Origin of the sequence: Actinoallomurus purpureus (genome assembly GCF_024055795.1) — a bacterium.
Classification (GTDB): Bacteria; Actinomycetota; Actinomycetes; order Streptosporangiales; family Streptosporangiaceae; genus Actinoallomurus; species Actinoallomurus purpureus.
The window spans coordinates 733,894-746,041 of the sequence record NZ_JAMXMY010000001.1; the positions used below are offsets into that span (position 1 = coordinate 733,894).

Annotated in this window: 13 protein-coding genes; 6 read left to right on the plus strand and 7 right to left on the minus strand. The window is 69.8% G+C overall.

Annotated features, from left to right (window positions below; translation table 11 throughout):
- Positions 1–152 precede the first annotated feature (152 nt).
- On the plus strand, positions 153–1,145 hold the full coding sequence (locus NE236_RS03390; RefSeq protein WP_252840287.1) for an aldo/keto reductase: 993 nt from the start codon (positions 153–155) through the stop codon (positions 1,143–1,145).
- A gap of 74 nt (positions 1,146–1,219) precedes the next feature.
- Here NE236_RS03390 and NE236_RS03395 read toward each other — a convergent pair whose 3' ends face one another.
- Positions 1,220–2,056: an alpha/beta fold hydrolase gene (locus NE236_RS03395; protein WP_252840288.1), complete on the minus strand. Its 837-nt coding sequence runs from the start codon at positions 2,054–2,056 to the stop codon at positions 1,220–1,222.
- Positions 2,057–2,291: 235 nt separating this feature from the next.
- Here NE236_RS03395 and NE236_RS03400 point away from each other — a divergent pair, with 235 nt between their 5' ends.
- Together NE236_RS03400 and NE236_RS03405 are read left to right on the plus strand one after the other, a co-directional pair.
- On the plus strand, positions 2,292–2,861 hold the full coding sequence (locus NE236_RS03400) for a helix-turn-helix domain-containing protein (RefSeq protein ID WP_252840289.1): 570 nt from the start codon (positions 2,292–2,294) through the stop codon (positions 2,859–2,861).
- 105 nt (positions 2,862–2,966) lie between these two features.
- Positions 2,967–3,614, plus strand: a complete 648-nt coding sequence (locus NE236_RS03405; protein WP_252840290.1) for a class I SAM-dependent DNA methyltransferase — start codon at positions 2,967–2,969, stop codon at positions 3,612–3,614.
- Between the two features lie 10 nt (positions 3,615–3,624).
- On the opposite strand, the gene NE236_RS03410 is transcribed toward NE236_RS03405, so the two are convergent.
- Positions 3,625–4,275: a formylglycine-generating enzyme family protein gene (locus NE236_RS03410; RefSeq protein WP_252840520.1), complete on the minus strand. Its 651-nt coding sequence runs from the start codon at positions 4,273–4,275 to the stop codon at positions 3,625–3,627.
- Positions 4,276–4,483: 208 nt separating this feature from the next.
- Here NE236_RS03410 and NE236_RS03415 point away from each other — a divergent pair, with 208 nt between their 5' ends.
- Both NE236_RS03415 and NE236_RS03420 read left to right on the plus strand, forming a co-directional pair.
- Positions 4,484–5,179, plus strand: coding sequence for a helix-turn-helix transcriptional regulator (locus NE236_RS03415; RefSeq protein WP_252840291.1), 696 nt, complete (start codon positions 4,484–4,486; stop codon positions 5,177–5,179).
- A 3-nt stretch (positions 5,180–5,182) separates the two neighbouring features.
- On the plus strand, positions 5,183–6,151 hold the full coding sequence (locus NE236_RS03420; RefSeq protein WP_252840292.1) for a pyridoxal-phosphate dependent enzyme: 969 nt from the start codon (positions 5,183–5,185) through the stop codon (positions 6,149–6,151).
- A gap of 65 nt (positions 6,152–6,216) precedes the next feature.
- Here NE236_RS03420 and NE236_RS03425 read toward each other — a convergent pair whose 3' ends face one another.
- Positions 6,217–7,146, minus strand: a complete 930-nt coding sequence (locus tag NE236_RS03425; RefSeq protein ID WP_252840293.1) for a LysR family transcriptional regulator — start codon at positions 7,144–7,146, stop codon at positions 6,217–6,219.
- Positions 7,147–7,233: 87 nt separating this feature from the next.
- On the opposite strand from NE236_RS03425, the gene NE236_RS03430 reads away from it, so the two are divergent.
- Positions 7,234–8,568 carry an aspartate aminotransferase family protein gene (locus NE236_RS03430; protein WP_252840294.1) on the plus strand — a complete coding sequence of 445 codons (1,335 nt, stop codon included), beginning with the start codon at positions 7,234–7,236 and terminating at the stop codon, positions 8,566–8,568.
- 151 nt (positions 8,569–8,719) lie between these two features.
- Here the strand turns inward: NE236_RS03430 and NE236_RS03435 are convergent, their stop codons facing one another.
- The 4 genes from NE236_RS03435 to NE236_RS03450 form a co-directional block, all read right to left on the minus strand.
- Positions 8,720–9,838: an alpha/beta hydrolase gene (locus tag NE236_RS03435; protein WP_252840295.1), complete on the minus strand. Its 1,119-nt coding sequence runs from the start codon at positions 9,836–9,838 to the stop codon at positions 8,720–8,722.
- A gap of 32 nt (positions 9,839–9,870) precedes the next feature.
- Positions 9,871–10,974 carry a DUF1648 domain-containing protein gene (locus NE236_RS03440; RefSeq protein ID WP_252840296.1) on the minus strand — a complete coding sequence of 368 codons (1,104 nt, stop codon included), beginning with the start codon at positions 10,972–10,974 and terminating at the stop codon, positions 9,871–9,873.
- Positions 10,971–11,390 carry a GntR family transcriptional regulator gene (locus tag NE236_RS03445; RefSeq protein WP_252840297.1) on the minus strand — a complete coding sequence of 140 codons (420 nt, stop codon included), beginning with the start codon at positions 11,388–11,390 and terminating at the stop codon, positions 10,971–10,973. Before NE236_RS03445 ends, NE236_RS03440 begins: the two co-directional genes overlap by 4 nt.
- Positions 11,391–11,698: 308 nt before the next feature.
- Positions 11,699–12,058, minus strand: a complete 360-nt coding sequence (locus NE236_RS03450) for a DoxX family protein (protein ID WP_252840298.1) — start codon at positions 12,056–12,058, stop codon at positions 11,699–11,701.
- Positions 12,059–12,148 lie beyond the last annotated feature (90 nt).

The following is a 12,148-nucleotide window of genomic DNA, read 5'->3' on the forward strand; positions in this document are numbered from 1 at the left end:
GCAGCGTCGCGGTTCACCACAGACTTGCATCATCGATGTTGCAAGTTGTAGCTTCATCGCATCCTGATTGACGCGACTAGCGGCCCGGATCGGCTGACCGAGACGGCGCTGACCGGGTCGACACCCCTGACAGCCCTGAAAGGTTGGAACACGTGGAGTACACCCGCCTCGGCCGCAGCGGCCTGTCGGTGTCCCGGCTCGTCCTCGGCACCATGAACTTCGGGTCGCGAACGTCCGAAGAGGACAGTCACGCGATCATGGACCGTGCACACGAGCACGGCATCAACTTCTTCGACACGGCCAACGTGTACGGCGAGAAGGAGGGCGAAGGCGTCACCGAACAGATCCTCGGCCGGTGGTTCGCCCAGGGCGGGGGCCGGCGCGACAAGACCATCCTCGCCACCAAGGTCTACCTTCCGATGGGCGACCGGCCGAACGAGAGCGGGTTGTCCGCGCTGCACATCCGGCGCGCGTGTGACGCGTCGCTCAAGCGCTTGCAGACCGACCACATCGACCTGTACCAGATGCACCACATCGACCGCAGCACGCCGTGGGAGGAGATCTGGGAGGCGTTCAGCATCCTTCGCCAGCAGGGAAAGGTGCTCTACTATGGCTCGTCCAACTTCGCCGGCTGGCACATTGCGCAGGCGCAGGAGGCCGCGCGGTCCCGGCATTTCCTCGGACTGGTCAGCGAACAGTCGATCTACAACCTGATGTCGCGCTGGGTCGAACTGGAAGTGCTGCCCGCCGCGCGGCACTACGGGCTGGGCGTGATCCCGTGGTCGCCGCTGCACGGCGGAGTGCTCAGCGGCGTCCTGCGCAAGCAGCGTGAGGGTATCGCCGCCCGCAGCGGCTCGGGACTCTGGGCCGCCGCGTTCGCCGGACATCGGGAATCCGTTGAGGCGTATGAGAAGCTGTGCGCCGATATCGGCGAGGACCCGGCCCACGTCGGACTGGCGTGGCTGCTCGCGCAGGAGGGGGTGACCGGGCCGGTCATCGGGCCGCGGACGGTCGAGCAACTCGACGGCTCGCTGCGCGCACTGCAGATCACGCTCGACGACGGCACGCTCGCCAAGCTGGACGAGCTGTTCCCGCCGCCCGCGCCGAACGGGGCCAAGCCCGCGCCCGAGGCGTACGCCTGGTGATCACGCCCGGGTGCTGATCGCCAGAACACCCGGCGATCGGCGCCCGGCGCGCCGGCGGTCTTCTCGTTCCGCTGCTACATCGTCCCCGTGTCCGGCCCGCCGAGTCTGCCGAGCAGGTCCTGGATCGCTTGGAAAACGGCGTCGGGATGGCGGAAGACGACAGAGGCGTGTCCGGCATCGTCGATGACACGGTTCTCGCCGTGCGAAACCGATTCGGCCAGCGCGGTGTAGAGCCGCGCCTTGGCTTCGGCCTCCTCATGGAGGAGTGACGTGGGTATGCCCTGGGTCACCGCTTTTTTGAAGGGGTCGATCGCCGTGGCGGTGAGCACGATCAGCGGCACATCGGGCATCGGTCCCGCCTGGCGTACCTCGTCATGGAGCTGGTCGCGGTTGGCCGCCTCCCGGCCGCCGACCCTCAGCCAATCCAGGCTGACGTGCCGTTCGATCAGCGGCTCGCGGATCTCCTCCGGCCAGTCGGCCATCTCCCGCGCGAACAGATCGCGGTAGAACTGGATGACTTCATCGGGCAACTCGTCAGGCAACGCCTCGTCGGGGTCCCATGCCTGGTAGAGCTCGTTCAGTTTCTGAGGCATGTAGGAGTCGTAGTCCTCGTGTTCGGGCTCCACCAGGACCAGGCCCGCCACCTCGCCGGGGAAACGCTGCGCATAGTGGCGCGCGTAGAGGCCGCCGAGGGAATGGCCGACCAGCAGGTAGGGAGCGGGCACACCGGCGACCCGCAGCAGCTCGCGCAGTTCGTCGGTGACCTGGGCGGAGGTGCGCGGCAGTTCGCCCCGGTCACTCCACCCCGTTCCGGCCCGATCGTAGAGCACGCTGGTGGTGAGGACAGCGGCTCGCTGCTGAACGATGAAACCGTCCATGCCGGACGAGCCGGCCCCGGCCAGGAACACCACCGCCGGGCTCCCGCTGCCCGATCGGTGGAGGAACAACCTCCGGCCCCCGACCTCGTAGTGCCGTCCCACGGGCGGCGTCGCCTCGGCCGCTTGGTGTTGCATCGCTGACTCCTTCGCTGTTGGTGTTCGCCGACACGGCGTAGGCGGAGCTTGAGCATCCGGCCGCCACCCCACCGCGCCACCACCTGTGCATTCCTAAGTTTGGGAACAGTACCAAACATGGGAATATCGGGAGATGGACACCCTCGAGCTGCTCCTGCATCCGGTGCGGCTGCGCATCGTGCACGCCATGTCCGGCGGGCGCACCCGCACGACCTCCGACCTGTGCGCTCGCCTGCCCGACGTCCCCAAGACCACCGTGTACCGGCACGTCGGCCTGCTGGCCGAGGCGGGACTGCTGGAAGTCGCCGACGAGCAGCGCGTTCACGGCGCCGTCGAACGCCACTACCGGCTGAGCCGCGAGCGGGCGACGATCGACGCCGACGCGGCCGCGTCGATGTCGCTGGACGACCACCGTCAGGGCTTCACCGCGGCCATGGCCGCCCTGCACGCCGAGTTCAACACCTACCTCGACCGCGACGGAGCCGACCCCACCGCCGACTCCGTGGGTTACCGGCAGGGCACCATCTGGCTGAACCCCGACGAACTCACCGAGATGATCGGGGCGCTGAGTGACGTGTTCGCGTCAAGGGCGGCCAACGAACCCGCACCGGGCCGCAGCCCCCACCTGCTGAGCATGATCCTGTTCCCGACCGAGAAACCACCACGGCACGGGAGCGATCCGCAGGCCGACGCCCACCGATGAGTCCATACACGGCTTCGACGAGCTGATCGGACCCGCCGCCGCGCCTCATGGAACTCACCGCCGGCTCGCGTTCGACCGTCCTTGTCCCGTGCGATGCTGTCCGCCGTGGAAGGCCATGGAGGACACGACTCCGTCCGCCACGGCTACGACGCCGTGGCCGAGCACTACGCCGCCGGTTTCCGCGACGAGCTCGCCGGCAAGCCGCTGGACCGGGCGCTGCTGGCGTGTCTGATCGAGCAGACCGAGCCGGACGCCCCGATCGCCGACCTGGGGTGCGGTCCGGGGCATGTGGCGGGCTGGCTCGCCGAACGCGGCGTGCGTACGGTCGGCGTCGACCTGTCCGCCGCCATGGTCGCGGTCGGCCACCAGGACCATCCGGCCGTGGAGTTCCGCGAAGGGGACCTGCTGGCGCTGCCCGCCGCGGACGGTGAGTTCGGGTCGGCCGTGGCGTTCTATTCGATCATCCATCTGCACCCCTCCGAACTGCGTGGCGCCTTCCAGCAGGCCCATCGGGCGCTGTGCCCCTCCGGCCTGTTCCTCGTCTCCTTCCACATCGGCTCGGAGGTGAGGCACATGAACGAATGGTGGGGTCACGAGGTGAGCATCGACTTCCGGTTCCTCGAGCCCGCCCACGTGGTCGATGTCCTCGAGAAGACCGGATTCCGCGTGGAGATGCGAACCGAGCGCATGCCCTACGCCGGCGAGGTCGACACGCGCCGGGCCTATCTGCTGGCCCGCCGGACAGGGGCGTGAGGCGCGTCGTTCAATGTGAGCGGGCGAGCCGGAACCCCAGGTCATCGATGCGGAGGGTCGGATGGCTCTTACGCCGGGAGGAGGCCCGGCATCCCCAGGAACGGTCGTGCGCGCCTCCTCCGCGGAAGACGCGGTAGGGGCCGTAGACATCCGGATCGTAGACGTCCCAGCACCACTCCCACACATTGCCGATCATGTCGTAGAGGCCCCACGCGTTCGGCTTCCTGGTCGCGACCTCGTGCACCTTGCCGCCGGAGTTCTTCCGATACCAGGCGATCTCGTCCAGCTCGCCGTAGCGGACGCCCGAGCTCCCGGCCCGGCAGGCGTACTCCCACTCCGCCTCGGTCGGCAGGCGATAACCGTCGGCGTCCCGGTCCCAGACGACGTCCTGCCCGTCGACGTCGTCGCCTCCCGAGTAGCACGGCCGAAGCCCGGTCGCCCGCGAGAGCCGATTGCAGAACCGGACGGCCTCGCGCCAGGAGACGTCGGTCACCGGCGCGCGCCGCTCGGCCGTCTCCCCGGATGTCTCGCCGACGACGTCGCGATACAGGGCGCGGGTGACGGCGCATGCGGCCAGCTGGAAGGCCGCCACCTCGACCTTCCAGCTTCGGTCCGTGCCCTCGTCCCGCAGCGCGACCTCTCCGCCGGGGATCTCCACCATGCCCTCGCCGACCACCGCTTCGAGATCCATATCTCGGCAATCGTGGCACAGGTCCTGACGCCTGCTGTCACCGTCCTCAGCGAGCCGGCATCCCTGGCCGGACCCCCGGTTTGGACTGCGTGTCCATCGGCTGGACTGATTATCTATATCTTCGCTAGCATGCAGGCCGACGAGCGTTCCGACGATCAGTGCGGAGAAGGGGCGGGGAATGGTCGTGGCGCAGCCGGCTGATCGGGCCGGGGAACAGGATGCGATCATCGCCGCGCTCGCACCGGTGGTCGACGGCATCGCCGCGACGCTGGGTTCGTTCTGCGAGGTGGTGATCCACGACTTCCGTCGTCCGGAGACGTCCGTGGCAGCGATCGCCGGATCGGTCACCGGGCGCAGCGCCGGCGGAGCGATGAGCGAGATCGGCATGGGCATCCTCGCCCGCGGCGACGAGGCGAGAGACGAGCTCAACTACATCACCCGCACCGGAACCGGGAAGATGGTCAAGTCGTCCACGATGGTGCTGCGCGATTCGGCCGGGACGGTCTTCGGGGCCCTGTGCCTCAACCTCGACATCACCGCCGTCAACCAGGCACACGCCCTGATCGGCGAGATCGCCGGCGTCACCGGCCCGGCCGCCGTGCCGACCACCACCTTCGGCGACGATATCGGCTCCGTGGTGGACGCCATCGTCGACGACCACCAGCTGCGGCAGAACAAGTCCTGGGCCGACCTCAGCCGGGCCGAGCGCCTGAAGCTGTTCCGCAACCTGAACGACCGGGGTGTCTTCGCCGTACGGGGCGCCGCCCGGCAGGTCGCGGCGCGGCTCGGCATCTCCCGCGCCTCCGCCTACAACTACCTCGCCGAAGCCCGGGCCGCGTCCTCACCCGACGGCACCACCTCCACAGAAGGGTGAAGCATGACGAACTCACCACCGGTCACGCTCGACGACGTCCGTGACGCCGCCGCGCAGATCAAAGGCGTCGCACACCGCACGCCGGTGCTGCGCTCACGCACCCTCGACGCGCTCGTCGGCGCCGAGGTGTTCCTCAAGTGCGAGAACTTCCAGCGCGTCGGAGCGTTCAAGTTCCGCGGGGCCTACAACACCGCCTCCCGCCTGGCGCCCGAGCAGGCGGTCAAGGGCATCGCCGCCTACTCCTCGGGCAATCACGCCCAGGCCGTCGCCCTCGCCGCGCGGGAACTCGGCACGACCGCGGTGATCCTCATGCCCCAGGACACCCCGCGATCCAAGATGGACGCCACCGCCGGGTATGGCGCTGAGATCGTCACGTACGACCGCTACAACGGCGATCGGGTCGCCATCGGCGAGGCCCTGGCCGCCGACCGCGGCCTGGCGCTCATCCCGCCGTACGAGCATCCGCACGTCATCGCGGGCCAGGGCACCGCCGCGCTCGAACTCATCGAGGAGGTGGGGCACCTCGACGCGCTCGTCGTTCCGGTCGGCGGCGGCGGGCTCATCGCCGGCAGCGCCACCGCCGCCAAGGCCCTGGACACGGGCATCCACGTGATCGGCGTGGAGCCGGAGGCGGGGGACGACACCAAGCGGTCCCTGGAGGCGGGCAGGCGTGTCTCCATACCCGTGCCCCGCACCATCGCCGACGGGCAGGCCGCGGGCATCCCCGGCGAGCTGACGTTCTCCATCAACCAGCGGCTGGTCGACGAGATCGCCCTGGTCACCGACGACCAGATCCGCGAAGCCATGCGGATGGCCTTCGAACGCCTGAAGATCGTCATCGAGCCCAGCGGCGCCACCGCGCTGGCCGCCCTGCTGTCCGGTCGCATCCACCGGATCCCTGCCCGCGTCGGAGTGATCATCTCGGGCGGCAACATCGACGCCCGGCGCTTCGCCGAGCTCTGCGGAACCTGACCGCCACGGCCGCCGCCCACATCTCACCAGGGGAGGGGGCCTTCGGCGTCGACGCCCGGCGAAGATCAACCACTCTCGGGAGGGATGGGAGCCGTCAGTCCCGGAAGATCCGGATGGTGGCGGAGCGCGTCAAGGACGACGTTGACCGCCGCCCGTGGAGGCGAGCCGCGCCGGATCGCCGCGGTGATGGTCCGGGTGACGGGGGCGGCGAGTTCGCGGATGGCGACGCGGTACCGGCGGTCGACGGCCAGGCCCGGCAGCAGCGCGATCGAAAGACCGGCTTCGACGTGTTGCAGGGTCATCATGTAGTTGCTGAAGCGGCACACCACCCGTGGCTCGAACCCGGCTTCGCGGCACAGGCGGGTCGCCAGGTTCGCCATGTACGACTGGGGCATGTCGAACGCCCACGGCTCGTCCGCGAGGGCGGCGAGGTCGGCCGGACCACGGGCCGAGGCGGGGTGGCCGGGCGGCACCACGAGCACGATCGGGTCGGTCGCCAGCGGCACGATGTCAAGGTCGGGGCCCAGCGGCTGCTCGACGAAGTCCGTGGTCGTGATGATGACATCGGCGTCGCCCACGCGCAGGGCGGGCATGCTCTCGTGCGGTTCCAGTTCCAGCAGTTCCACGTCGAGGTGCGGGTGCGCCTCGGCGAGCCGGATGACCGCCGGGACGGCTAGGCTGTGGATCGCGCTCTGGAACGCGCCCAGCCGGACCAGCCCGGACGGCTCCTCGCCGAGGCTCCGCAGCTCCGCCTCGACCGCGGCCATGTGATCGAGGATCGACCGCGCCCGGCGCGCGAGGATGAGCCCGGCCGGGGTGAGCCGCACCCGCCGCCCGGTGCGTTCGAGTAGCTGCGTGCGCGTCTCGGCTTCGAGCACGGAGAGCTGCTGCGACACACTCGACGCGCTCAGGTTCGCGGCCTGGGCGACCGCGCGCACGGTGCCCAGCGTGTCGAGCTGACTCAGCAGCCGTAGCCGCCACGGGTTGAGAGTCACGAGAGCATTGTTGTGCGGTTCAACCGAACAGGAAAGCCAGGATTGTGAGATGGACGTGTTGCTCGGCGGGCACTTACCGTCGTCGGCATGGCTATTCCGACCTCCGCCCCGCTGTCCGCCGACGTGTTCTGGGCCGATGCCGACCGGCACCTCGTGCGCTACGCCGGCGCCGGCGAGTTCACCCGCGAGATCATCGACCGCGCCGCCGGGAGCTTCCTGTACACGGAGGACGGCCGGAAGATCCTCGACTTCACCTCCGGCCAGATGAGCGCGATCCTCGGTCACTCGCACCCGGAGATCGTGAGCACCGTACGGGAGCAGGTGGCCAGGCTCGACCACCTCTTCAGCGGCATGCTGAGCCGCCCGGTCGTCGACCTCGCCCGGCGGCTGGCCGAGATGCTGCCGTCACCGTTGGAGAAGGCCCTGCTGCTGACCACCGGCGCGGAGTCGAACGAGGCCGCGATCCGGATGGCGAAGCTCGTCACCGGCAAGCATGAGATCGTGTCCTTCGCCCGCTCGTGGCACGGCATGACGCAGGCCGCCGCGTCCGCCACTTACAGCGCCGGCCGCAAGGGCTACGGCCCCGCTGCACCAGGCAACTTCGCCATCCCCGCACCCAACGCGTACCGGCCCGACTTCACCACCGCCGACGGTGAACACGACTGGCGGCGGCAGCTGGACTTCGGTTTCGAGCTGATCGACGCTCAGTCCGTTGGCAGCCTCGCCGCCTGCATCGTCGAGCCCATCCTCAGCTCGGGCGGGATCATCGAGCCGCCTGAGGGCTACTTCGCCGCACTGCGGGAGAAATGCCGCGAGCGTGGCATGCTGTTGATCCTCGACGAGGCCCAGACCGGGCTCTGCCGCACCGGCACCTGGTACGCGTTCCAGCGCGACGGCATCGTCCCGGACATCCTCACGCTGTCGAAGACGCTCGGGGCCGGGCTCCCGCTCGCGGCGGTGATCACCAGCGCCGAGATCGAGCAGGAGGCCCACGACCGCGGCTTCCTGTTCTTCACCACCCACGTTGCGGACCCACTGGTGGCCGCGGTCGGCAACACCGTCCTCGACGTGCTGACCCGGGACCGGCTGGACTCGCGCGCCACCGAGCTCGGCGCCTTCCTGCGTGACGGCCTCGAACAGATCGCGCAGCGGCAGCCGGTGGTAGGGGACATCCGTGGCCGCGGCCTGCTGGCCGGGCTGGAGCTGGTCGTGGACCGCGAGACGAAACGCAGCTCCGACGAGCTCGGCGCGCTGGTCACCCGGCGCTGCCTGGAACTCGGCCTGCACATGAACATCGTGCAGCTCCCGGGCATGGGCGGAGTGTTCCGGATCGCGCCGCCGCTGACGGCCACCGAAGCGGAGATCTCCCTCGGCCTGGCCATCCTCGACCAGGCCATCGGCGACGCGTCCGCCCTGATCTGACGAGGCGTGTTCCGGCACCCCGGGAATCGGCCCTCCGCTCGGGTCGTGCGATCAGGCCCGACGGTCTGGCGTGGCCGCGTCGTACCCGGGGGTCGGCGAACCCAGGAACACCGCCCGGCAACGGCTCGTCGGCCCGGACCGTACGGCATCGTCATGGACGCGGCCTGACTCCGCGCAGGAACACCCTCAGCCGAGAGGCGACCTGGGGCGCGAACGGCCGACCGGCGTCGGGGTAGTCGGTGGCCGGGTTCGGCACCCCAGCGACCACCTTGAACAGATGGTCGGCATCGGGGATATCGGCGCGTACGGCGGCATGGTCGGCGGACAGACCGCTCATGAGATGGCCGATGTCGGAGGCGTCCACCTGGACGTCTTTGGTCCCGCGCAGGACGAGTACCGGGAGGCCGGGCGTCAGGCGGTGTGCCAGCGCAGCCGGATCCTGACGGTCGGCCTGCGCCAGGAACGCCACGTTCACCGGACTGAACAGCGACGCCAGCGCCGGATCGGCGAAGTGCTTCGGCGCGGCCCCGGTCTTCCGGATCGTCGCGACGGCTGCCCGCATGTCGCGGATGTAGGCCGTCGCTGTCTGCGCGGTGAGCTTCCCCGACCTCTGCGCCTCGCGGTACTGCGCGGTGAGCTGCCGCGACAGTACGTCGAGGTAGCGACGGCCGAGCGGTGCGGCGAGGACCAGCCCGCAGACCGCCTCGCGCGAGCCCTTCAGCTTGACGGCCAACCAGAGCGCGAACAGCGCTCCCTCACTGTGACCCACCACGATGAGCCGACGCGGATCGACCCCGGGCTGGTCTGCGAGGGTCCGGTAGGCATCCAGCGCCTCCTGCGCGTACAGGTCGAAGTCGATCCCGCGTCCGCCCGGGTGGGCACCGAGGCCGGCGGCACCCGAGCCGATCTTGTCGTAACGGAGCGACGCGACACCGGCCCTGCCCAGTACGGTCGCGAAGTTGCGATTGGTGTCCAGGTGAGGGAACTGCGGATCATTGCCGTTACGGTCGGTCGGCCCGCTTCCTGACATGATCAGGGCGCCGGGGGCCTGGCCGCTGCTCTGGGAGGGCGACTCGAACGTCGCGGGCAGCGTGTCGGGACCGCTGCGGAAGCCGAGTTCCCGCGTGTCGGCGTCGACGGTACGGCTCACCTTCGTGACGCCTGTCCTGGCGACATCGCGGGGACCGGAGCAGGAGGCACAGGCGAGCACGGAGGCCGCCAGGAGCGCGATGGCGCTTCGGTGAACGGGTGAGGGGACCATCTGCGGCATCGGGTTCTCCTTGAACGGATGACGGGACATCGCTAACGCGCGTACGAGCCGAGCAGGGGCCCGAGGGCGACCGCCGCGACCGTGGCGGCGAGGAGCACCCATGCGAGCGGCCGGGCCATGTTGACGGTCCAGCCGACCCCGAACCGTTTGGGCACGAACAGAGCCGGGTCGTCGGGGTTGTAGTAGATCAAGCCCCACCGGTAGAGGTGGTCGTCGTCCCGGTTGACCACCCTGTCCCCGCCGCCCGCTCCGGTGGGGGTTCCGAGGCGCAGCCGGCTGCCGCCCTGGCCGGTGCGCAGAGCGACCGCGAGGACGACGGCCGTGCCGACCAGGACGGGCGCGACGGACGCCGCGACCAGGACGGATCCGGACACCGTGATCAGACCCCAGGTCACCAGCGCGGCGAACAGGAAGGTCACGTTCACGCAGACGGCCAGGACCAGCAGCGCCCGCGCGGTCGCCGAGACGAAACGGCGGTGCCGTACCGTCGCGCATGAACTCTCGGCGTCCAGTAGTGCCCTTCCGCGCAGGGCGACCTGCGGCAGGACGAGCAGCAGCGCCGTCACCAGGGCCTGCGTCAGGACGGGCCCGAACACCGAGCCGATCGACTTCGCCGCGTAGTGATCGGCGTGCCCGCCCTGCCCGAAGTGGGTCGCAAGCCGCGCGGGCATTCGCGGGTACTCCACGACCCCCGCCACGACCGTGCCCGCCAGGAGCAGGACCAAGGGCACGGCCCAGGACGTCGGATAGCGTTCCGGATCGGTCCGGAGCGAGGTGTCTGCCGCCACGACCTGTCGGTGTCCGCCGAACCAGTCCTCGGACCTCTTGACCGCGATGATGCGCCCGCGCGCGAGACGGTATAGCCCGACGCCCGCGACGACCTCGGCGCCGCCGGCGACCGCGCCCGACGCGGGGTGGCCGGCGGCGAGGATCACACCCGCGGCTGCGGCGGCGGTCACGATGGCCGTGCCGAGGCGGTATCGCCGCCGCTGCGCGGCGATGACCGGCGTGTCCGCCCGGTCGCCGGGGATACGGACGCCGAACGGCGTCGTGGCCGGGACGAGCGACGGCGTCAGCCACTGCAGAGCGCCGATCAGGAGAACGGGGAAGAGCGAGATGAGGATGGAAGTGATCATGAACGGCTCTCAGTGATCGGCCGATCCGGTGAGGCGGCGGGGAAACGCTCGAGAATGGCCTGCACGCGCTGCCGGATCTGCTCCTGGGACAGTCCCTTGGCGGCGGCCTCGGCGAGGAGGGTTCGCGTCCGGGCCTCCCAGTCCTCGGTGACGCCCGCCGCCGGCGGCCCGCCGTCCGCGTCGCGGATGACGACCGCGCCCGTACGACGGCCCAGCCGGACGAGGCCCTCCTGACGCAACAGGTCGTAGGCCTTGTTGACCGTGTGCATGTTGATGCCGAGATCGGCGGCGAGCTGACGCGTGGTGGGCAGCGAGTCGCCGGTCCGCAACCGACCCTCCGCGATCGCCTCGACGATGCGGTCGCGAAGCTGCTGGTAGAGCGGCGTCTCGCCGTCCACGTTCAGCGTCAAGATCATCCAAACCCCCGGCCGGAGCTAGTTGCATTGATATATAACAACTAGAACATTCACGAGCGCAAGTCGGGACCGACCGAACCGATCTGGCGGCGTACGCGGGCTGCCACTCGTTCCGATAGGCCATGCGTGCGGGTTCGGGCAGCGGGGCCGGCATGGTCGCGATGGTCTGCTCGCTTGCGCCGTCCAGCATCCGGTGATGGTGTCGGGCGAGGTGGTTCATTCACCGGGCGCCGGCGGCCCGTGGGGGCTGCGGGATCTCCGTCTCCTGCGGGGCTTGTACTGCTCGGGATATTGCGCCGCTGGGGCGGTCACCAGCTGTAGGGGCCGAATCGACCCCAGGCGACGAGCGCGGTGAGAACGAACAGGACGGCGGTGACCGCCACTCCGGACGGCTCTTTGCGGCGGATGTGCATGGCAGCGCCCAGGACCACAATGACCGCCAGCCCGGTCCAGGCGATCGGTGTCAAGACGGGTGCGATTCCGGTCGCGGCCGGCACGATCAGCCCGATCGCGCCGAGTAACTCCGTCACTCCGATGAACCGCACCGTCGACTGGGAGACGTCCTGCATCCACGGATACTTGCCGGCCAGCTTGTCCTTCGACTGGAGGACTTTCCCCAGGCCGGACATGGCGAACATGGCGGCCAGGATCGCCTGCACGATCCACACGGGCCGGGGCGGATGCCGGCTGCGCGGCGTGAGCCTGCATCGAGGTACGTCAACCTCTGGCTGCTGTGCGCTCGTGGGTGCTCCGGGCGG

Coding starts and splice junctions, on each gene's coding strand:
- NE236_RS03430 (WP_252840294.1), top strand. CDS start 7,234: ATGGCTATTCCGACCTCCGCCCCGCTGTCCGCCGACGTGTTCTGGGCC.
- NE236_RS03440 (WP_252840296.1), bottom strand. CDS start 10,974: ATGATCACTTCCATCCTCATCTCGCTCTTCCCCGTTCTCCTGATCGGC.
- NE236_RS03420 (WP_252840292.1), top strand. CDS start 5,183: ATGACGAACTCACCACCGGTCACGCTCGACGACGTCCGTGACGCCGCC.
- NE236_RS03445 (WP_252840297.1), bottom strand. CDS start 11,390: ATGATCTTGACGCTGAACGTGGACGGCGAGACGCCGCTCTACCAGCAG.
- NE236_RS03400 (WP_252840289.1), top strand. CDS start 2,292: ATGGACACCCTCGAGCTGCTCCTGCATCCGGTGCGGCTGCGCATCGTG.
- NE236_RS03410 (WP_252840520.1), bottom strand. CDS start 4,275: ATGGTGGAGATCCCCGGCGGAGAGGTCGCGCTGCGGGACGAGGGCACG.
- NE236_RS03415 (WP_252840291.1), top strand. CDS start 4,484: ATGGTCGTGGCGCAGCCGGCTGATCGGGCCGGGGAACAGGATGCGATC.
- NE236_RS03435 (WP_252840295.1), bottom strand. CDS start 9,838: ATGCCGCAGATGGTCCCCTCACCCGTTCACCGAAGCGCCATCGCGCTC.